23 protein-coding genes are annotated in these 20909 nt (G+C 52.2%); 13 read left to right on the top strand and 10 right to left on the bottom strand.

The window, feature by feature from the left end:
- Positions 1 to 9: 9 nt before the first annotated feature.
- The 3 genes from J4728_RS20455 to rnd all read left to right on the top strand — a co-directional run bounded on the left by J4728_RS20455 (position 10) and on the right by rnd (position 3681).
- Positions 10 to 591, top strand: a complete 582-nt coding sequence (locus J4728_RS20455; RefSeq protein ID WP_000290594.1) for a Slp family lipoprotein — start codon at positions 10 to 12, stop codon at positions 589 to 591.
- A gap of 204 nt (positions 592 to 795) precedes the next feature.
- Positions 796 to 2481, top strand: coding sequence for a long-chain-fatty-acid--CoA ligase FadD (gene fadD / locus J4728_RS20450; RefSeq protein ID WP_000758418.1), 1686 nt, complete (start codon positions 796 to 798; stop codon positions 2479 to 2481).
- 72 nt (positions 2482 to 2553) lie between these two features.
- Positions 2554 to 3681, top strand: coding sequence for a ribonuclease D (rnd, locus tag J4728_RS20445; RefSeq protein ID WP_001109128.1), 1128 nt, complete (start codon positions 2554 to 2556; stop codon positions 3679 to 3681).
- A gap of 121 nt (positions 3682 to 3802) precedes the next feature.
- Here the strand turns inward: rnd and minE are convergent, their stop codons facing one another.
- From minE to minC, 3 genes are read right to left on the bottom strand one after another with little or no spacing between them, the layout of a single operon-like run.
- Entirely contained in the window at positions 3803 to 4069 is a 267-nt protein-coding gene (gene minE / locus J4728_RS20440) for a cell division topological specificity factor MinE (protein ID WP_001185666.1), read from the bottom strand.
- Between the two features lie 3 nt (positions 4070 to 4072).
- On the bottom strand, positions 4073 to 4885 hold the full coding sequence (gene minD, locus J4728_RS20435; RefSeq protein WP_000101047.1) for a septum site-determining protein MinD: 813 nt from the start codon (positions 4883 to 4885) through the stop codon (positions 4073 to 4075).
- Between the two features lie 23 nt (positions 4886 to 4908).
- Positions 4909 to 5616, bottom strand: coding sequence for a septum site-determining protein MinC (minC, locus tag J4728_RS20430; protein ID WP_208212346.1), 708 nt, complete (start codon positions 5614 to 5616; stop codon positions 4909 to 4911).
- A 125-nt stretch (positions 5617 to 5741) separates the two neighbouring features.
- Between minC and J4728_RS20425 the strand changes: the two genes are divergently transcribed.
- The 5 genes from J4728_RS20425 to J4728_RS20405 all read left to right on the top strand — a co-directional run bounded on the left by J4728_RS20425 (position 5742) and on the right by J4728_RS20405 (position 8137).
- Positions 5742 to 6035 (top strand): YcgL domain-containing protein, encoded by a 294-nt coding sequence (locus J4728_RS20425; protein WP_001670513.1) that lies wholly within the window; start codon positions 5742 to 5744, stop codon positions 6033 to 6035.
- A gap of 49 nt (positions 6036 to 6084) precedes the next feature.
- On the top strand, positions 6085 to 6744 hold the full coding sequence (locus tag J4728_RS20420; RefSeq protein ID WP_001519895.1) for a fumarylacetoacetate hydrolase family protein: 660 nt from the start codon (positions 6085 to 6087) through the stop codon (positions 6742 to 6744).
- 92 nt (positions 6745 to 6836) lie between these two features.
- Complete coding sequence (locus J4728_RS20415; protein WP_001285703.1) at positions 6837 to 7283, top strand: YcgN family cysteine cluster protein; 447 nt, start codon at positions 6837 to 6839, stop codon at positions 7281 to 7283.
- A 351-nt stretch (positions 7284 to 7634) separates the two neighbouring features.
- On the top strand, positions 7635 to 7772 hold the full coding sequence (locus J4728_RS20410; RefSeq protein ID WP_001519337.1) for a hypothetical protein: 138 nt from the start codon (positions 7635 to 7637) through the stop codon (positions 7770 to 7772).
- A gap of 191 nt (positions 7773 to 7963) precedes the next feature.
- Positions 7964 to 8137 (top strand): GnsA/GnsB family addiction module toxin, encoded by a 174-nt coding sequence (locus J4728_RS20405; protein ID WP_001083582.1) that lies wholly within the window; start codon positions 7964 to 7966, stop codon positions 8135 to 8137.
- Positions 8138 to 8208: 71 nt separating this feature from the next.
- Here J4728_RS20405 and J4728_RS20400 read toward each other — a convergent pair whose 3' ends face one another.
- The 3 genes from J4728_RS20400 to nhaB form a co-directional block, all read right to left on the bottom strand.
- The gene (locus J4728_RS20400) at positions 8209 to 8550 is read right to left on the bottom strand and encodes a DUF1971 domain-containing protein (RefSeq protein WP_000018967.1); all 342 of its coding nucleotides are present in this window, start codon (positions 8548 to 8550) and stop codon (positions 8209 to 8211) included.
- Positions 8551 to 8658: 108 nt separating this feature from the next.
- Entirely contained in the window at positions 8659 to 9189 is a 531-nt protein-coding gene (gene dsbB, locus J4728_RS20395) for a disulfide bond formation protein DsbB (protein WP_208212344.1), read from the bottom strand.
- 141 nt (positions 9190 to 9330) lie between these two features.
- The gene (gene nhaB / locus J4728_RS20390; protein ID WP_000406429.1) at positions 9331 to 10875 is read right to left on the bottom strand and encodes a Na(+)/H(+) antiporter NhaB; all 1545 of its coding nucleotides are present in this window, start codon (positions 10873 to 10875) and stop codon (positions 9331 to 9333) included.
- Positions 10876 to 11094: 219 nt separating this feature from the next.
- Between nhaB and fadR the strand changes: the two genes are divergently transcribed.
- The gene (gene fadR / locus J4728_RS20385) at positions 11095 to 11814 is read left to right on the top strand and encodes a fatty acid metabolism transcriptional regulator FadR (RefSeq protein ID WP_000234826.1); all 720 of its coding nucleotides are present in this window, start codon (positions 11095 to 11097) and stop codon (positions 11812 to 11814) included.
- Positions 11815 to 11860: 46 nt separating this feature from the next.
- On the opposite strand, the gene J4728_RS20380 is transcribed toward fadR, so the two are convergent.
- The gene (locus J4728_RS20380) at positions 11861 to 13393 is read right to left on the bottom strand and encodes a SpoVR family protein (RefSeq protein WP_208212342.1); all 1533 of its coding nucleotides are present in this window, start codon (positions 13391 to 13393) and stop codon (positions 11861 to 11863) included.
- A 322-nt stretch (positions 13394 to 13715) separates the two neighbouring features.
- On the opposite strand from J4728_RS20380, the gene J4728_RS20375 reads away from it, so the two are divergent.
- Together J4728_RS20375 and dadX are read left to right on the top strand one after the other, a co-directional pair.
- Positions 13716 to 15014, top strand: coding sequence for a D-amino acid dehydrogenase (locus J4728_RS20375; protein ID WP_208212340.1), 1299 nt, complete (start codon positions 13716 to 13718; stop codon positions 15012 to 15014).
- A 13-nt stretch (positions 15015 to 15027) separates the two neighbouring features.
- Positions 15028 to 16098, top strand: coding sequence for a catabolic alanine racemase DadX (gene dadX, locus J4728_RS20370; RefSeq protein WP_000197909.1), 1071 nt, complete (start codon positions 15028 to 15030; stop codon positions 16096 to 16098).
- A gap of 62 nt (positions 16099 to 16160) precedes the next feature.
- Here dadX and J4728_RS20365 read toward each other — a convergent pair whose 3' ends face one another.
- The gene (locus tag J4728_RS20365) at positions 16161 to 17894 is read right to left on the bottom strand and encodes a potassium/proton antiporter (protein ID WP_208212338.1); all 1734 of its coding nucleotides are present in this window, start codon (positions 17892 to 17894) and stop codon (positions 16161 to 16163) included.
- Between the two features lie 96 nt (positions 17895 to 17990).
- Positions 17991 to 18905, bottom strand: a complete 915-nt coding sequence (gene ldcA / locus J4728_RS20360) for a muramoyltetrapeptide carboxypeptidase (RefSeq protein ID WP_020438151.1) — start codon at positions 18903 to 18905, stop codon at positions 17991 to 17993.
- A gap of 170 nt (positions 18906 to 19075) precedes the next feature.
- Here ldcA and emtA point away from each other — a divergent pair, with 170 nt between their 5' ends.
- Positions 19076 to 19687: a membrane-bound lytic murein transglycosylase EmtA gene (gene emtA / locus J4728_RS20355; protein WP_000776974.1), complete on the top strand. Its 612-nt coding sequence runs from the start codon at positions 19076 to 19078 to the stop codon at positions 19685 to 19687.
- Between the two features lie 13 nt (positions 19688 to 19700).
- On the opposite strand, the gene ycgR is transcribed toward emtA, so the two are convergent.
- Positions 19701 to 20435, bottom strand: coding sequence for a flagellar brake protein YcgR (gene ycgR, locus J4728_RS20350; RefSeq protein ID WP_001525167.1), 735 nt, complete (start codon positions 20433 to 20435; stop codon positions 19701 to 19703).
- 168 nt (positions 20436 to 20603) lie between these two features.
- Here ycgR and J4728_RS20345 point away from each other — a divergent pair, with 168 nt between their 5' ends.
- A complete protein-coding gene (locus tag J4728_RS20345) occupies positions 20604 to 20858 on the top strand; it encodes a GlsB/YeaQ/YmgE family stress response membrane protein (RefSeq protein ID WP_000511320.1) in 255 nt (84 codons plus the stop codon).
- Positions 20859 to 20909 lie beyond the last annotated feature (51 nt).

Genomic DNA, 20909 nt, shown 5'->3' with positions numbered 1-20909 from the left:
AGTCGCATCATGGCGGTTCAAAAACGGTTAATAAAAGGGGCGCTGGCGTGCGCTTTTGCGCTTATGCTGAGCGGTTGCGTGACTATCCCGGATGCCATTAAAGGTTCGAGTCCGACGCCGCAGCAGGATTTGGTGCGGGTGATGAATGCGCCGCAGCTCTATATCGGGCAAGAGGCGCGTTTTGGCGGCAAAGTTGTGGCGGTGCAAAATCAGCAGGGAAAAACCCGGCTTGAAATCGCGACCGTACCGCTTGATAGCGGCGCGCGTCCTGTTCTGGGCGAAGCCTCGCGCGGCAGAATTTTTGCCGATGTGAACGGTTTTCTGGACCCGGTGGACTTCCGTGGCCAGTTAGTTACCGTTGTCGGCCCGATAACCGGCACGGTTGACGGTAAAATCGGCAATACGCCGTATAAATTTATGCTGATGCAGGCTACCGGCTATAAACGCTGGCATCTTGTTCAGCAGGTCGTCATGCCTCCACAGCCGATCGATCCGTGGTTTTACGGCGGACGCGCCTGGCCTTATGGCTATGGCGGTTGGGGATGGTATAACCCTGGACCCGCGGAGGTTCAGACGATAGTAACAGAGTAACTCTTTGTTTTATCAATAAAAGAAACAGCGGCTGGTCCGCTGTTTCTGCATTCATAGAGACATAATAAAAATAAATAGTGACGCGCTTCGCAACCTTTCAGTTGCGTAATTAATAAACTGGTACGCTGAGTTAATATAATGTTAACGACTTGTTTATTAACTGGGGTTGTGATGACGACGAACACTCATTTTAGAGGTGATGCATTGAAGAAGGTTTGGCTTAACCGTTATCCTGCTGATGTTCCGGCGGAGATCAACCCTGACCGTTATCAATCCCTGGTTGAACTGTTTGAACATGCGGCGACGCGCTATGCCGATCAGCCTGCGTTCGTCAATATGGGGGAGGTAATGACCTTCCGTAAATTAGAAGAACGTAGTCGGGCATTTGCGGCTTATTTACAACAAGGGCTGGGACTCAAAAAAGGCGACCGTGTGGCGCTGATGATGCCAAACCTGTTGCAGTATCCTGTCGCGCTATTTGGTATTTTACGCGCCGGCATGATTGTGGTGAACGTTAACCCGCTTTACACGCCGCGCGAACTTGAGCATCAGCTTAACGATAGCGGCGCGGCGGCAATCATTATTGTTTCTAACTTTGCCCATACGCTGGAAAAAGTGGTCGAGAAAACGTCGGTACAGCACGTTATTCTGACGCGGATGGGCGACCAGCTTTCTACCGCCAAAGGTACGGTTGTTAACTTTGTCGTGAAATACATCAAGCGTCTGGTGCCAAAATACCACTTGCCAGATGCGATCTCGTTTCGCAGCGCGCTACAGCATGGCTACCGTATGCAGTATGTCAAACCCGAGGTTGTCGCTGAAGATCTGGCTTTCCTGCAATATACTGGCGGTACGACGGGCGTGGCGAAAGGCGCGATGTTGACCCACCGCAATATGCTGGCGAATCTGGAGCAGGTGAAAGCGACCTATGGGCCGCTGCTGCACCCGGGGAAAGAGCTGGTAGTGACCGCGCTGCCGCTGTATCACATTTTTGCCTTAACCATGAACTGTCTGCTTTTTATCGAGCTGGGTGGGCAAAACCTGCTGATTACCAATCCGCGTGATATCCCCGGCCTGGTCAAGGAGCTGGCGAAATATCCATTTACGGCGATGACTGGCGTTAATACGCTATTCAACGCCCTGCTCAATAATAAAGAGTTTCAACAGCTGGATTTTTCTTCGCTGCATCTGTCAGCCGGCGGCGGGATGCCGGTGCAAAACGTCGTTGCGGAACGTTGGGTAAAGCTGACCGGGCAATACCTGCTGGAAGGCTACGGGCTGACCGAGTGCGCCCCGCTGGTGAGCGTCAACCCGCATGATATTGATTATCACAGCGGCAGTATCGGCCTGCCAGTACCGTCAACAGAAGCCAAACTGGTGGATGACGATGACAACGAAGTCGCGCCGGGTGAGGCCGGAGAGCTTTGCGTGAAAGGCCCGCAGGTTATGCTGGGATACTGGCAGCGTCCTGACGCGACGGATGAAATCATTAAAGATGGCTGGCTGCATACGGGCGATATTGCGGTTATGGATGAAGACGGCTTTCTGCGGATTGTCGATCGTAAGAAAGATATGATTCTGGTTTCTGGTTTCAACGTTTATCCAAACGAAATTGAAGATGTGGTGATGCAGCATTCTGGCGTGCAGGAAGTCGCGGCGGTTGGCGTGCCTTCCGGTAGTAGCGGCGAAGCGGTGAAGCTTTTTGTGGTTAAGAAAGATCCGGCATTGACTGACGATGCGTTGATCACCTTCTGCCGTCGCCATCTGACCGGATATAAGGTGCCCAAACAGGTCGAGTTTCGCGAGGAATTACCAAAATCTAACGTTGGGAAAATTTTACGACGAGAACTGCGTGACGAAGCCCGTGGCAAAGTAGACAATAAAGCCTGAGCGTTAAGTCAGCTAACGAGAGACGCCGGTTAAGCCGGCGTTTTTTTTGGCGCGAACCAAAGAGAACACGATTTGAATTACCAAATGATTGAAACGGACGATGCGCTGGCGAGCCTGTGTGAGGCTGTCCGCGCATGTCCGGCTATTGCTTTAGATACGGAATTTGTCCGTACCCGCACCTATTACCCGCAGTTAGGATTGATCCAGTTATTTGACGGGGCAAATGTCGCCCTGATCGATCCGCTCGGCATCAGCGACTGGTCGCCGTTAAAAGCGGTGTTGCGCGATACGGGAATCACCAAATTTCTGCACGCGGGTAGCGAAGATCTGGAAGTATTTCTGAATGCGTTTGGCGAACTGCCGGAACCCCTGATTGATACGCAAATTCTGGCGGCGTTTTGCGGGCGTCCGCTGTCGTGGGGTTTTGCGTCGATGGTAGAAGAGTATACGGGCGTGGCGCTGGACAAAAGCGAGTCTCGTACCGACTGGTTAGCCCGGCCTTTAAGCGAACGTCAGTGTGAATACGCGGCGGCGGATGTCTGGTATCTGTTACCGATCGCCAAAAAGCTGATGATTGAAACTGAAGCCGCAGGATGGCTGCCTGCCGCGCTTGATGAGTGTCGGTTGATGCAGCAGCGCCGTCAGGAGATTCAGGCGCCGGAAGAAGCATGGCGGGATATCACCAATGCCTGGCAACTGCGTACTCGCCAGTTAGCCTGTCTGCAACTTTTAGCTGACTGGCGGCTACGTAAGGCGCGTGAGCGCGATATGGCGGTGAACTTTGTTGTGCGTGAAGAAAACCTGTGGGCGGTCGCGCGTTATATGCCGGGCAGTCTCGGTGAGCTGGATAGCCTGGGGCTTTCCGGCAGCGAGATTCGTTTTCACGGCAAGACGTTGATATCGCTGGTGGCGAAAGCACAGGCGCTACCGGAAGAGGCATTGCCGGAACCCCTGTTGAATCTGATGGACATGCCGGGCTATCGCAAAGCGTTTAAGGCCATCAAAGCGCTGGTGGCGGAGGTGAGCGCGTCGCATCACGTCAGCGGCGAGCTACTGGCATCGCGTCGGCAGATTAATCAGTTGCTTAACTGGCACTGGAAATTAAAACCGCAAAATGGGCAACCGGAATTGATTTCCGGCTGGCGCGCCGAACTGATGGCGGAGAAGTTAACTCTTCTGTTGCAGGAGTATCCGCGTTAACGACGGTAATTGCCGGGAAAACGGCCAGTGAAATAAATGTCCGTATTCGGAATAATGTAAAAAAATAAAAAAGGCAGATTCTTCTGCCTTTTTTAATCCAGGAATTTTCCCATAAAAGAGCTTATTTTGACTCTTCGGCTTCCGGCAGCGTTACGTTAAGTTCAAGGATGGAGATATCACCATCTTTTTGCTCAAGCTGGACGGTAACCATTTCCGGATCGATTTGTACGTATTTACAAATGACCTCAAGAATATCTTTACGTAACTGCGGTAAATAATGCGGTTCGGCATCGCTACGGCGACGTTCCGCGACAATGATTTGCAACCGCTCTTTTGCAATATTAGCGGTACTCTTTTTCCGCGAGAGAAAAAAATCCAGTAATGCCATAATTTATCCTCCGAACAGGCGTTTGAGGAAACCTTTCTTCTCTTCTTCAATGAAGCGGAAAGGACGTTCTTCTCCCAACAGACGATCTACGGTATCTGCATAGGCTTTACCCGCATCCGCAGTGGCGTCAAGAATCACCGGTTCGCCCTGGTTCGATGCGCGCAGTACGGATTGATCTTCCGGGATCACCCCGACGAGTTTAATACGCAGAATCTCCAGTACATCTTCCATGCTGAGCATGTCGCCTTTATTGACGCGGCCTGGATTGTAGCGCGTCAACAGGAGATGTTCTTTAATCGGTTCTTCGCCATTTTCTGCGCGACGAGATTTCGATGCCAGAATACCCAGAATACGGTCCGAGTCACGGACAGAAGAGACTTCCGGGTTAGTCGTGATGATCGCTTCATCGGCAAAATAGAGCGCCATCAGCGCCCCGGTTTCGATACCCGCCGGCGAGTCGCAAACGATGAACTCAAAGTCCATCGCTTTCAGTGAGTCCAGTACCTTAGCGACGCCTTCGCGCGTTAGCGCGTCTTTATCCCGGGTCTGCGACGCCGGAAGAATGAAGAGATTTTCAGTACGCTTATCTTTGATCAGCGCCTGATTCAGTGTCGCATCGCCCTGAATGACGTTTACAAAATCGTAAACGACACGACGTTCGCACCCCATAATCAGATCGAGGTTACGCAGTCCGATATCAAAATCAATGACGACAGTTTTCTTTCCCTTCTGGGCCAAACCTGTAGCGATGGCCGCGCTGGAGGTGGTCTTGCCAACGCCCCCTTTACCCGAAGTAACAACAATAATGCGTGCCATAAAAATTCCTTGTTAAAAAGGGATCAATTCAACGGTTGAACTGTCAAAGCGTTGTCTGCTAAACGCAGGCGCGCCGCTTTGCCATAAAATTCTGCCGGGATTTTATCACTCAGCCAGTAAACACCTGCGATAGAGACCAGTTCTGCCGTCAGATGGGTACAAAAAATTTGCGCTTCCCGATCGCCGCTCGCCCCTGCCAGCGCGCGACCTCTCATCATGCCATAGACATGGATATTGCCGTCAGCGATAAGCTCTGCGCCAGCGCTGACGTGACTTGTAACAATCAGATCACATTGTGGAGCATAAATGCGCTGACCGGAACGAACCGGAACATCAATTAATCGCGTTTTTGTGATGGGATTAGCGTTTTGCGGCGGCTCGCTGGGCGTTGCCGGCTCAACGGGCGCAGGCCGAACCGCTTTCTCTTTACCTTCAGTCAGTAAAGGAAGACCCATCCGATCGATTTCTACTTTCAGGCTGGCGTCTTTACAGCCGCTCACGCCGATAATGCGTAAGCCGGTTGAGGTCACGATCTTATGCAGTTCCGGCCAGTTTACCGGGCTTTCAAGAGCGCTAACGTTAATAACGACAGGGGCGTGTTTTAAAAACGCAGGAGCCTGCGCTATTTTGTCTTCTAACGCCTGACGAATAACCTCTGGTTCCGCTTCATGCAAATGAACCACTGATAAGGTGAAGCTACTGCCTTTAAGCTCGATTGGCGTGTTTGACATCCTGGCCTTACTCAATTTGCTATTTATCATCTCCGATACGGAGTGATATTCCGAAGTCCAGAAGGCATGTTATAGTCAGTATTATATTGAGGCAAGTCACCATCCCGTTAATTCAGAGTAAAAGTATGTTTTGTGTGATCTATAGAAGTAGCAAGCGCGATCAAACCTATTTGTATGTCGAAAAAAAAGACGATTTTTCGCGGGTGCCTGAAGCGTTGATGAAAGGATTCGGTCAGCCGCAGTTAGCGATGATGCTGCCGCTTGATGGACGTAAAAAATTAGTCAATGCCGAGCTCGAAAAAGTAAAACAGGCGTTAAGCGAGCAGGGCTATTATTTACAATTGCCGCCGCCGCCGGAAGATTTGCTGAAACAACATCTTTCTTCGGTGGGACAAAATACGTCGTCCGCTGACCGTTAAACGGTATTCGGCGCCGCGCCTGAATTCCATCATGATCTTAGGGGAAAATATGTATCAACATCGTAACTGGCAAGGCGCCTTGCTTGATTACCCGGTAAGTAAAGTGGTCTGCGTGGGCAGTAATTACGCAAATCACATCAAGGAGATGGGCAGCGCGACGCCGGAAGAACCCGTGCTTTTTATCAAGCCGGAAACCGCATTGTGTGATATTCGCCAGCCGCTGGCGATTCCGGCGGATATGGGCGCTGTTCATCATGAAGTTGAGCTTGCCGTGCTGATTGGCGCAACGCTCCGCCAGGCGACCGAAGATCATGTACGTAAAGCGATAGCCGGTTATGGCGTGGCGCTTGATTTAACCCTGCGCGATATTCAAGGGAAAATGAAAAAGGCCGGACAGCCCTGGGAAAAAGCCAAAGGTTTTGATAACGCATGTCCGATTTCAGGCTTCATCCCTGTCGCGGCCTTCTGCGGCGATCCGCAAAATACGGTTATCGGACTTAACGTTAATGGCGAGGTTCGCCAGCAAGGGTCGACCGCGGATATGATTCATCCTATTGTGCCTCTTATCGCCTATATGAGCCGCTATTTTACGCTCAAAGCCGGGGACGTGGTGCTAACCGGCACGCCGGCAGGCGTGGGGCCATTATTAAGCGGCGATGAGCTGGACATTCGTTTTAATGGCGAAACGTTGTCTACCCGCGTTCTGTAAAATCTGCTTGCCGCCTTCAGCGGCGGTAAAACTTGCATCTGCAGGCCAGACTGGTTATAAGGTGCAGCTTTAGTGCAATGGCGGATACTTTAATGAGCGATACACCTTTCTGGCAACGTAAAACCCTGGATGAAATGACCGATGCCGAGTGGGAGTCGCTGTGCGATGGCTGCGGTCAATGCTGCCTGCATAAGCTGATGGATGAAGATACAGATGAAATCTACTTCACCAACGTGGCGTGCAGGCAATTAAATATCAAAACGTGCCAGTGCCGTCATTATGAACGCCGTTTTGAATTTGAACCCGACTGTATCAAACTCACTCGCGAAAACTTGCCAGACTTTGAATGGTTGCCGATGACCTGCGCCTACCGTTTGTTGGCGGAAGGTAAGCCCTTGCCGACGTGGCATCCGCTGCTGACTGGATCGAAAGCCGCTATGCATGGCGAGCGAATTTCTGTCCGTCATATCGCGGTTAAAGAATCCGAAGTACGGGACTGGCAGGATCATATTTTAAATAAACCGTCGTGGGCAGAATAAGTCTTCGGCAAAACGGCTGATTGTTTACAATTCTTTAATTTACGCCGGGCGGCCCCTGAAACCAAGAATTGCGTGCAAATTCCGTCACCTGGCGTTATCACTGCCTTCTATTCTTCCCTGACGCGCCTTGTCGCTGCGCTCGCGCACGTATGGCGGCGACTCTATACTTTCAAAGCAGTATATCGCTGCCTATCCTGAGGAGTTACCCCATGAATAACCAACCGTTGCGCGTTTCAAAGGATCAGCCCAGGAAGCCTGATAAGACACCCGAAGACGAAGGAAAAAATCCAAAGAAAAACCAAAAGTAGTGCTGTAGGGTATCTTTAATAACTATGGTTCGTTGGAGGCTTTATGTCTGAACGTCCTGATTTAGTCGATCCATTACCAGAGGATGAGCCGCTTCCTGGTGAAAATATTCCGGATACGCCAGAGGGAGACGATCCTCTCGACCCGGATACCCAGAATGAGGTTGAAGATCCTCGTAGATAGCGTCTTGTGCTATTAACCAACCGCCTGATGCACCGTCTGTGCCAGGCGGTTTTTTACATCTTCTAAAGCGAAACATCCTGATAATCCTCAGAAAGATAGCCTATAATTTTTTGTACGTTAAAATAGTAGCGCGTCCATGACGACACTGTCTTATTGCGCTTAGCCGTTTGCGAGTTCAAAGGAGGAAATCAATGAACAGCGAAGAGTTGACACATAAAGCAGAAGAGGAAATCGCGGCACTCATTAGCAAAAAGGTCGCCGAACTACGGAAGAAAACCGGGCAAGAGGTTTCCGAAATAGAGTTCGCGCCGCGAGAAACGATGAAAGGGCTTGAGGGATACCACGTTAAAATTAAACTACTCTAGCGTTTAATTAGCGCCATTAATCACCTGGCTACTGGGCGGGACGCCGCCCAGTGGTGACTGGTTTACCGATGTCAGGCTTTTTTCTGTTGATACATTTCCTCGCCCTGATGGTCTTCCTCTACCCAAAAATGAATGTTGAACCGCGCATCATCGCTCAGCTCTACCCGATGCCAGTATTGCGGCGGACTGGTGGCGAATTGCCCGGCATTAATCACCACTTTCACTTCTGGTTCTGTCGCGGTTTCATTCGCAAAGCCATAGTAGGTCACGGTGCCTTCCATCACGCAGAGTTGTCCGAAAACGCCTGCCGCTGTGTTGTGATGAGAGAGCAGTGCCGCCGGAACATTCTCTTTGGTGAAAAAGGGGGTAGAGCGTTTAACTTTCCAGTTTGCCGGGATGCGTAAGTGGGACATAAGACATCTCCCTGATGTGGTGATTAAAAGATGTATTTAATATACACCTTTTAATCACTGGCAAACAACGCTTCGGGCAAAAAAAACGCTCCCGAAGGAGCGTGTGTATCAACGACCGAACAGGTCGCGTTTTTTAGGCTTAAATGCCTGGGCTATGACGACGGCTATCGCCACCACAAGGTAAGCGGCAAAGATCCCCAACAGCCATTGCGGCATCTCCAGCGTTAAAAACGACCACTGGCGTTCGGCGCAATCACCGGATGCCACAAACACCTGTGGCAGCCATTTACCCAACGGCAACCAGTCTGGAAAGCGCGCCATAAAGTCACAGGTCATGAACGGCGAGGGATGCAACTGAACCATCGTATGTTCATACGCCAGTTGTAGACCCCGCCAGGCGCTGTAAATCCAGATAACCATTGCCACGTATCGCAGCGGCGTTTTCGGCGCTATTGCGCCGACCAGACCCGCGCCCATCACGCCAAACAGGGCGCAACGTTCGTAAATACATAGCACGCAAGGTTTAAGTAACATGACGTGCTGGAACCACAGCGCCACCATTTCCAGCGCCAGGGCGGTAAACGCCATCAGTAACCATGCGCCCCGACCCCGTGAGCACTGGTTTAAAAATCGCAACATAATAATTTCCCTGCAACATGCGTAGAGACCGCAGTGTAAACCAATTCAATTCGTGCGCCACTAGCGGGAAATGAAATAATGTGTAATTGGATAATTATCAGGCAAAAATCGGAGCCGGGCGGTGTATTGCCCGGCCAAACGTTACGAAAGCGTTGCTAACCATCCTGCCTGAGTCATCCATTCGGTGGCCGGCGCAAGAGTGAATTCGACGCACAGTAGCCCTATCAGGGTCAGTACGATAGTGTACGGTAACGCCATCCAGACCATACGGCCATAGGAGAGACGGATTAACGGCGCCAGCGCGGAGGTCAGCAGGAATAAGAATGCCGCCTGACCATTTGGCGTCGCTACCGATGGCAGGTTAGTACCGGTATTGATGGCCACGGCTAGCAGCTCAAACTGTTTTAAGCTGATTGCGCCGTTTTCCATTGCCGCCTTCGCTTCGTTGATATAAATGGTGCCGACAAAGACGTTATCTGAGATGGAAGACAACAGGCCGTTAAAGAGATAGAACAGCGTTAGCTGCGCGTGTTCAGAGGCTTGCAAGACGAACTGAATAATCGGCGCGAAAAGATGTTGATCGATAATAACCGCCACAATGGAGAAGAAAACGGTTAACAGCGCAGTAAACGGCAGCGACTCGGTAAACGCTTTGCCGATGGCGTGTTCATCGGTTACACCCGTTAACGCGGTGGCCAGAATAATGACCGACAGACCAATCAGTCCCACCTCCGCGAGATGGAGGGCGAGGGCGGTAACCAGCCAGACGCCAATAACCGCCTGGACTATTAGTTTAATTTTATCCTGGCGGGTGCGCTTCTTACGGCTTTGATCGTCGAATTGCTGTAAAACATCGCGGACTTTTTCGGGCAACGTTTCGCCATAGCCAAACCAGCGCATTTTCTCGACCAGCATACAGGTTAACAGTCCACATACCAGTACCGGGACGGTGACAGGCGACATCCGCAAAAAGAAGTCGCCGAAATGCCAGCCAGCCGCTTTAGCGATGATCAGGTTTTGCGGCTCCCCGACCATGGTCATGACACCGCCCAGCGCCGTCCCCACGCCTGCATGCATCATCAGGCTACGCAAGAATCCGCGGAATTGCTCCAGCACCGTTTTGTAATGCGGATCGATATGGCTGTCGTCCAGCATATCGTTCTCTTCGCCGCGCGATGAGGCCACACGATGGTAAATCCCGTAAAAACCGACGGCGACGCTGATCACCACCGCAACGACGGTAAGCGCGTCAAGGAAAGCCGACAAGAATGCGGCGGCGACGCAAAAGGCCAGCGACAGAACCATCTTCGAGCGGATACTGAGTAACAGACGGGTAAAAATAAACAGCAATAACTGCTTCATAAAGTAGATGCCTGCCACCATAAACATCAGCAGCAGCAAGACTTCCAGGTTGGCGGCAACCTCTTCACGTACATGGGCGGCGCTGGTCATGCCGATGATGACGGCTTCAATGGCCAGTAACCCGCCGGGCAGCAGGGGGTAACACTTTAACGCCATCGCCAGGGTGAAGATAAACTCTGCCACCAGCAGCCAACCGGCAATAAAGGGATTAGCTAAGAAAATGAATGGGTTAATAATTAAAAAGACAAGTAGTGCCAGTTTGTACCAGTCGGGCGACTGGCCTAAAAAGTTGCGCCACATGGCGCGACCCCATGAGATCTCCATGAAATTTTTCCTTACCTAGAAAAATGAAATAGCGTTTTTATGTTTAAACACAGAGAGTAGCGAGCGCGACGAATGCAAGCAAGTCCTTAACGATATTGGCAGGCGATATCAGAAATGGTGCCTTGATCCCCTTTTTCTTCATTGCGTCCGCTATCAGGTGTTACGCCCGTCTGGTATGATGAGTACAACTATGTTTTGCTGTGTAATGGAAATCTCACTATGGTCATTAAGGCGCAGAGCCCGGCGGGTTTCGCGGAAGAGTATATTATTGAAAGTATCTGGAATAACCGCTTTCCTCCTGGCACGATCTTACCGGCAGAACGAGAACTCTCCGAACTGATCGGCGTGACGCGCACGACATTACGCGAGGTGTTACAGCGGCTGGCGCGAGATGGCTGGCTGACCATTCAGCATGGCAAACCGACAAAGGTTAATAATTTTTGGGAAACGTCAGGGCTGAATATCCTTGAAACGCTGGCCCGCCTTGATCATGAAAGCGTTCCGCAACTGATCGACAATTTGTTGTCGGTGCGTACCAATATTTCTACTATCTTTATTCGTACCGCGTTGCGTCAACACCCGGATAAGGCGCAGGAAGTGCTGGCCACAGCCCACGAAGTGGCCGACCATGCCGATGCATTCGCCGATCTGGACTATAACATCTTTCGTGGTCTGGCATTCGCCTCCGGCAATCCTATTTACGGCTTGATCCTGAACGGCATGAAAGGGTTATACACCCGCATTGGTCGCCACTATTTCGCCAATCCGGAAGCGCGCAGTCTGGCACTGGGTTTCTATCATAAATTATCGTCGTTATGCGAGCAGGGCGCGCACGACCAGGTGTATGAAACGGTGCGACGTTACGGGCATGACAGCGGCGAGATTTGGCATCGGATGCAGAAAAATCTGCCCGGCGATTTAGCGATTCAGGGACGATAATCCCGCGATGCCCGGTAAGCGCAAACACTACCGGGCAGCATCTCGATTACAGCATGTTCATGCGCGGCGGACAACGCTCCAGCAGTTCTACGCTGCCATCCTCATTTTGTTGCTCCAGCATCACATCAAAGCCCCATAACCGATGCACATGTTTCAGCACCTCTTTGCGGCCTTTATCCAGCGGTGCGCGGTTATGCGGGATATAACGCAACGTCAGCGATCTGTCGCCGCGTAAATCCACATTCCAGACCTGAATATTCGGCTCCAGGTTGCTCAGGTTATACTGTGACGACAGTTTTGATCGAATCTCCCGATAACCTTCTTCGTTATGAATGGCGGAGATCTCCAGATAATTATGCCTGTCATCATCAAGTACCGTGAAGAAACGGAAATCACGCATCACTTTTGGCGACAGGAACTGACTGATAAAGCTTTCATCTTTAAAATCGCGCATGGCGAAGTGCAGCGTTTCCAGCCAGTCGGAACCGGCAATATCCGGAAACCAGTATTTATCTTCATCCGTGGACGACTGACAAATACGTTTGATATCCTGGAACATGGCAAAGCCGAGCGCATAGGGGTTAATTCCGCTATACCAGGGGCTATTATAGGGCGGCTGAAATACGACATTGGTATGGCTGTGTAAAAACTCCAGCATAAAGCGTTCCGTCACTTTGCCTTCATCATACAGATGGTTCAGGATGGTGTAGTGCCAGAAGGTCGCCCAGCCCTCGTTCATGACCTGCGTCTGTTTCTGCGGATAAAAATACTGGCTGACTTTACGCACGATGCGCAGAATTTCGCGCTGCCACGGCTCGAGCAACGGGGCGTTTTTCTCCATAAAATAGAGCAGGTTTTCCTGCGGTTCAGCGGGAAAGCGGCGTGCTTCGGCGACAGTTTTTTCTTCCTCGCGTTTTGGCAGCGTGCGCCACAGCATATTCACCTGGCTTTGTAGATACTCTTCCCGGCTTTTTTGTCGCGCTTTCTCTTCCTGCAACGAGATTTTCTGCGGGCGCTTATAGCGATCGACGCCGTAATTCATCAGCGCGTGGCAGGAGTCGAGCAGTTTTTCTACTTCATCCACTCCGTAGCGTTCTTCACAGCGGGTAATGTAATTCCGGGCGAAAATCAGGTAGTCGACGATAGAGCTGGCATCCGTCCAGCTCCGGAAGAGATAATTATTTTTAAAAAAGGAGTTGTGGCCGTAACAGGCGTGCGCCATGACCAGCGCTTGCATGGTGATGGTGTTCTCTTCCATCAGGTAGGCAATGCAGGGATTAGAGTTGATCACAATTTCATAAGCCAGTCCTTGTTGACCATGCTTATACAGACGTTCCGTCTCAATGAACTTTTTGCCAAACGACCAGTGCGGATAGTTGATCGGCATCCCGACGCTGGAGTAGGCGTCCATCATCTGTTCGGAAGTGATGACTTCAATTTGGTGCGGGTAAGTATCCAGTTGGTAGAGCTTCGCCACGCGGTCTATCTCTGCCAGATAGACATCCAGCAGATCAAATGTCCAGTCGGGTCCATCGCTCAAACGTGTGGTGTCCTTGTTCATGGAATCAATCGTTGCCATTCGCGCACCCTCATTGTTGGCGACGCTCTCTGTATGGAGCGCCTCCTTTCAAGCATAGAACACCATGTTAAAAAACGACTTGATCGTGAAAACTTTTCTTTGCGATTTCCTCCACATTGAACGGCAAAAAATCGGGTATTGGCATCATTTTATGCTGTATAGCCATGCCGCGTAGCAGGAGATCCCAAACCAGTGGGATCGCTTGTCTTTAGGGTATATGTGAAGCACGTCACCATAAAAAAGTCATATGTTGAATAATATTTTCATCTGGGTTATCAAGATGTAATCAGAAGATTGTTCTTTTACTATTAACGGAGTGGCTATGCTAGTTGTCATCCTGGGGAGTGGCGTAGTTGGCGTGACCAGCGCCTGGTACTTGAGTCAGGCGGGGCATGATGTCACCGTCATCGATCGCGAATCCGGCCCGGCGCAAGAAACCAGCGCGGCGAATGCCGGACAAATTTCACCGGGATATGCGGCGCCCTGGGCGGCCCCTGGCGTACCGCTGAAGGCGATAAAATGGATGTTCCAGCGCCATGCGCCGCTGGCGGTGCGTCTGGATGGCACCCCATTTCAACTGAAGTGGATGTGGCAAATGCTGCGTAACTGCGATACCCGGCATTATATGGAAAATAAAGGCCGCATGGTGCGCCTGGCGGAATATAGTCGCGACTGTCTGAAAACGCTACGCGCCGCGACCGGTATCGAATATGAAGGCCGCCAGGGGGGAACGCTACAACTCTTCCGCACCGCGCAACAGTATGAGAACGCCACCCGTGATATCGCCGTGCTGGAAGATGCCGGGGTGCCGTATCAGCTCCTGGAATCCAGCCGACTGGCGGAAGTTGAACCCGCTCTGGCTGAGGTTGCGCATAAATTAACCGGCGGACTGCGCTTACCGAATGATGAAACCGGGGACTGTCAGCTCTTTACCCAGCGTCTGGCGCGCATGGCGGAGCAGGCGGGCGTAACCTTTCGCTTTAATACTCCCGTGGAAAAATTACTGTACGAAAATGATCAGATTTACGGCGTGAAATGCGCCGATGAGATCATTAAAGCAGATGCGTATGTTATGGCGTTTGGATCGTATTCGACGGCGATGCTTAAAGGCATTGTTGATATCCCGGTGTATCCGCTGAAAGGCTATTCATTAACCATCCCAATCGTCGAGCCAGACGGCGCGCCGGTATCGACGATTCTTGATGAAACCTACAAAATCGCTATTACGCGTTTTGATAAGCGTATTCGCGTGGGGGGAATGGCGGAAATCGTGGGCTTTAATACCGACTTACTGCAACCGCGCCGCGAGACGCTGGAGATGGTTGTGCGCGATCTCTTTCCGCGCGGCGGTCATATTGAGCAGGCCACATTCTGGACCGGCCTGCGCCCCATGACGCCGGACGGCACGCCGGTAGTAGGACGCACCCGTTATAAAAATCTGTGGCTTAATACTGGACACGGCACCTTAGGCTGGACGATGGCCTGCGGTTCAGGCCAGTTGTTAAGCGATATCTTGTCGGGTCGCACGCCAGCGATATCCTACGACGATCTGAGCGTGGCGCGATACCGTTCCGATTTTACGCCCCCCCCCCCGCAACGTTTGCATAGCGCGCATAACTGATAAAGGAAGTGAAATGACCCGCCCTATACAGGCCAGCCTTGATTTACAGGTAATGAAACAAAATTTGGCTATTGTGCGCCGGGCGGCCCCAGAGGCGCGCGTCTGGTCGGTAGTGAAAGCCAACGCCTACGGCCACGGTATTGAACGCGTCTGGAGCGCGCTGGGCGCCACAGATGGTTTCGCTATGCTCAACCTTGAAGAGGCGATTACCCTGCGTGAGCGCGGGTGGAAAGGGCCGATATTGATGCTGGAGGGGTTTTTCCATGCGCAAGACCTGGAGGCGTATGACACTTATCGGCTGACCACCTGCATCCACAGTAACTGGCAGTTGAAAGCGCTGCAAAATGCGCGGCTTAACGCGCCGCTGGATATCTATGTCAAAGTCAACAGCGGCATGAACCGACTCGGTTTTCAGCCTGAGCGGGCGCAGACCGTCTGGCAGCAATTGCGGGCAATGCGCAATGTCGGTGAAATGACCCTGATGTCACATTTCGCTCAGGCCGATCATCCGGAAGGTATCGGGGAGGCGATGAGGCGTATTGCGCTGGCGACGGAAGGCCTTCAATGTTCATACTCGTTATCAAATTCGGCAGCGACGCTGTGGCATCCCCAGGCGCATTATGACTGGGTCAGGCCGGGCATTATTTTGTACGGCGCGTCGCCGTCAGGACAGTGGCGGGATATTGCCGATACCGGACTAAAACCTGTGATGACGCTGAGTAGCGAAATTATTGGCGTGCAGACGCTGAGCGCGGGTGAAAGGGTAGGCTATGGCGGAGGGTATTCTGTGACTCAGGAACAACGCATTGGCATCGTCGCGGCGGGTTATGCCGATGGCTATCCACGCCATGCGCCGACCGGGACGCCTGTGCTGGTGGACGGTATCCGTACCAGAACAGTAGGCACCGTTTCAATGGATATGCTGGCGGTGGATTTGACGCCGTGTCCGCAGGCGGGAATCGGCACGCCGGTTGAATTATGGGGCAAAGAAATTAAGGTCGATGATGTCGCCTCTGCGGCAGGCACGCTGGGCTATGAGCTACTGTGCGCCGTAGCGCCGCGCGTGCCATTTGTGACAACGTAACCTAACTCAGACTAAGGCGTCGACCGGTCCACCTGGGGGCGGGTCGACGTTGCCAGGCGACCTTATTCTGCTCCGTCTTCGGCGACGCGTACCCCAATCTTGCGTACCACGTTATCTTCTTTTTCAGCTACCGTCCAAATCATGCCGCCAAACTCCACCTGATCGCCGACGACCGGCGCAGCGCCCAGCAGCTGCTGTATGATTTCACCCAGAGTTTGTTGTTTATCCCGGTATTCCGTTCCTTCTTTCAGCCCGTAGATAAGCGCCACGTCGGCGAATTTCGCATTCGCTTCGAGGATAAAATCGCCAAAGAAACGCTGATCTAACGAAACCGGCGGCGACTGGCTAAACAATTTGCCCAGCGCTGGCAGATCGCGCTCCCGGCCAATCACGCAGAGTACGTCGCCTTCCTGCAGGCGAGTGCTACCCGTGGGGTGAAACAGTTCATTATTGCGAAATAGCGCGGCAATGCGGGTTTCGTTCGGCATATGCAGGTCGCGCAACGCCGCGCCGACGCACCATTTGTCGGCGCTCAACTGATAAATGAATTGCTCCCACGGATTATCAGGATGGATGTCAAGCCCCACGCGCGATACTGGCCAGCCAACCGGAGGCACGACCACTTTAGCTCTCTTCGCCGCCCATGACAGCGATGTTCCCTGCAGGAGCAGCGACACCAGTACCACAAAGAAAGCGACATTAAAGAACAGGCGAGCGTTTTCAAGCCCGGCCATCATCGGGAAAACGGCGAGAATAATCGGCACCGCGCCGCGCAGTCCGACCCAACTGATGAAAATGCGCTCCCGAAGATTGAAGCCGCGAAATGGCAGCAGGCCGGTAAACACCGACAGTGGGCGGGCGAAGAAAATCATCCAGATAGAGAGAATAAGCGCAGGGACGGCAATCGGCCACAGATCGGAAGGCGTCACCAACAGCCCCAGGACCAGGAACATCGCGATCTGCGCCAGCCAGGCCAGTCCGTCAAAGTTTTGCAGGATGCCGTAACGGTTGCGAATCGGGCGGTTTCCTAACAGGAATCCGCACAAATAGACCGCGAGAATGCCGCTGCCTTCAAGCGCGGTCGTCAAAGCAAAAATCAGAATACCGCCGCTGAGCGCCAGCATCGGATACAGGCCGCTGGGCAGAGAAATACGGTTGATCATCTGCTGTAGCAGGTAACCGCCGCCCAGGCCAAAAACAATACCGAGACCGAACTGTTGGATAATATGGACGGCAAACATCCAGTCCAGGCCGGTTTCATGCTTCTGGATCATCTCAATTAATGTAATGGTCAGAAAAACGGCCATCGGGTCGTTACTTCCCGATTCGATCTCCAGCGTGGAGCCTACACGTTCGTTTAGCCCTTTGCCGCCAAGCAGAGAAAAGACCGCTGCGGCGTCAGTGGAACCGACTATCGCGCCGATAAGCAGACCTTCGATAAGATCCAGATGAAACAGCCAGGCGGCCATCATACCTGTTAACCCCGACGTGATTAGTACGCCGAGCGTCGCCAGCGACAGCGCGGGGCCCAGCGCTACCCGGAAAGAGCTGGCCTGGGTGCGCATGCCGCCATCGAGTAAAATAATCGCCAGCGCCAGGTTACTGACCATATAAGCGAAAGGATAATTATCGAAAGGAATACCGCCAATGCCATCCACACCCGCTAACATCCCAATGGCGAGAAAAATGACCAGAATCGGGATACCCAGTCGCGATGAGAATGAACTTAACAGGATACTGCTGGTTACAAGGATGGAACCTAAAATAAATAGACTAATAATTGTTGCAGCATCCAACGTTTTATATCTCCTGACTCACACGACTTCGTATTATTTAACATTAACATAATAACGGCCAGGGCAGCGTTTTACTTAGCCTGTCGGGGACTTTTTTTACAATTGCAGCGTAGGATGACCAGATAAAGTGAGTTGAGTCCCCTGGCGCGTATTTTTAAGCGTCGCGTTTGCCCCGATAGGGAGCGTTACCGTACGCTGTTCATGCCCGAAGTCGAGACCGGTAATCAGCGGAACGGACAGACGGGAACGTAAAAACGCGTAGACGCTCTCCAGAGAATAGCCGGCGTCATACTCGTTGGGCGCCGCGCCGCTAAAGCTGCCGAGAACGATGGCGCTCTGGCGGTTTAAAATTCCGGCGTACTCCAGTTGCAAAAGCATACGCTCCACCCGGAAAGGATGCTCATTGACATCTTCCAGCACTAAAATTCCTTTATCGATAGTCGGCATCCAGGGCGTACCGATAAGGGAAATCAACATCGCCAGATTTCCGCCCCATAAGGTGCCCTGTGCGTCGCACTGAGGGCCGTCACCTTGCCACTCTACGGTAAATTGCGCCTTGCGTAGCGCCAGCCAGAAATGTTGCTCGGTGAACGTATTCAGCGTTTCGGCGCCAAAATTTGCCGCCAGCATAGGACCGCTAAAGGTGATGACATTGGCCTGCGCCAGGAGTCCAGCCTGAATCGCCGTAAAATCGCTATGACCGCAAATCAGTAAGGGATCGCGCTGTTGCCGGGAGGCGAGCGCCTGCCAGTCGATACGATCCAACAAGCGGCTGGCGCCATAGCCGCCGCGAACCGGCATGACGATTGTATCCGGCGACGTTAGCGAGGCCAGCGAATTAACATCGGCCAACCGTTCCGCGTCCGTACCGGCAAAACGCTGAAAGCGGCGACGAATCACCTCGTCATTCTCCACCTGATGACCCGCGTCAGTCAGGCGCTGAACGCCGCGTAACGCGGCCTGTTGGTTAATACAGTAGCCCGAGGGGGCGATTAAATGAAACAGAGACATGGTAATTCCTTGCTGACAATAGAATGCAAATGTATATCATGCCGCATATATTAGGCGATGTCCCTCGTTGTGCGACGTTTCTGGATGCGCACCAGGGATGCAACCTAAGTGCCTGGCCGGGGCGGTATGACCTCTTCGACAGATAAGTTACGGCTATAAGGATAGATGACGTGAAATTAAGATGGTTTGCTTTTTTGGTAGTAATACTGGCTGGCTGTAGCTCAAAACAGGATTACAGGAATCCGCCGTGGAATGCCGAAGTGCCTGTAAAGCGTGCGATGCAGTGGATGCCCATCAGTGAAAAAGCCGGGGCGGCATGGGGGGTTGATCCGCATTTAATCACCGCGATTATCGCCATTGAATCCGGCGGCAACCCTAACGCGGTCAGTAAATCCAATGCGATTGGCCTGATGCAGTTAAAGGCATCGACCTCCGGGCGCGACGTTTACCGTCGCATGGGCTGGCGTGGCGAACCGACCACCAGCGAGCTGAAAAACCCTGAGCGTAACATCTCAATGGGCGCGGCGTATCTGAGCATTCTGGAAAATGGGCCGCTGGCCGGCATCAAAGATCCGCAGGTGATGCAATATGCGCTGGTCGTCTCTTATGCTAACGGCGCAGGCGCGTTATTGCGTACTTTTTCATCCGACAGGAAGAAGGCGATAGAAAAAATTAACGATCTGGATGCGGACGAGTTTTTTGAGCATGTTGTTGATAATCATCCCGCGCCGCAGGCGCCGCGCTATATCTGGAAGCTTCAGCAGGCGCTGGACGCCATGTAGTTTAGCGTGAAGATTATTCTCGCACTTTATTCGCTCTTTCTCGGGCCTCGCGCTCAAGCGAAAAAATAATCCGCTGCAACTCCCGCTCCACCGCCGGGCTAACGTTAAGGAAACGAAAGCTCAGGCGGGGAGTGGTGATCGTTTCATTTTTCCCATCAATCACCTTACGCTCGCTGATGGCGATAAGCTGGGCGTCAACGTGAAAAATACCCCATTGCCCCATGTTCAGTTCAACCTGCGAAAAGCGCGCGCCTTCGATTAGTCCGTCGGGGATGGCGGATTCCAGTAGCGCGCCCATGCCGCCCAGGGAAAGATCAAACAGGCGAAAACGTAACGTACGGGTGTCCGGTAGCGTGGTGACGCCGTAATAAGGCGGATACAGCGGCGCGCCAATACGAAAATACTCCCGGCGCTGGACAAACCACAGTGACGACGGCAGGGGCGTGATAAAGGCCGGCAGCCGCTGATATTCGCCTGTAACGAGTTGCGGCAACGTGAACTCGACTTTTGCGCCCTGCGTTTCTGCGATAATGGCTACCTGCCCGGCGCGTAATACGGCGCTATTTTCATATTCCTGGCTGCCGTAATCCACGATGAGTTTTTCCGGGTCTACCGCCAAAATTTTACTGATGAATTGACCATTCGCCCATGAAATACGCAGTGGAACCTGATTTTTATTTAAATCCCGTAGCACGCCTAATATCGCTAATGGATTTTTTTTCAGGAACTGCTCATTGTAACCACTCACACGAAATAACCCCTGATACGCAGACTATCGTTGGGTTATCGGCATCGGTAGAAAGAACTTAATAGCGATAAATAAATTTTTATGTCCGCGAGATAAATCAGTGTTCAGAAATGCGACGCTCGACTTTGCCTATACTTAAAACGTTTTTACTGGAAAGAGGGTTTGCAAATGGGAATTATCGCCTGGATTATTTTTGGTTTGATTGCCGGCGTTATCGCCAAATTGCTTATGCCGGGGCGCGATGGCGGGGGATTTATCCTGACCTGTATTCTCGGTATCGTCGGGGCGGTCGTTGGCGGATGGCTGGCGACGATGTTTGGTATTGGCGGCAGTATCAGCGGCTTCAATCTGCACAGTTTCCTGGTCGCCGTGGTGGGCGCGATCGTGGTGCTGGTGATTTTCCGCCTTCTGCGCCGCGGCTAACCGCTGCAAAACGTGTAAGCGTTGACCCGGTCAGCGCCGGGTCAACCTACT

The organism is Salmonella sp. 32070601201500089SM (assembly GCF_017573605.1).
GTDB lineage: Bacteria > Pseudomonadota > Gammaproteobacteria > Enterobacterales > Enterobacteriaceae > Salmonella > Salmonella enterica.
The sequence above is the reverse complement of the archived record's forward strand: the minus strand, read 5'-3'. Positions and strand labels throughout refer to the sequence as shown.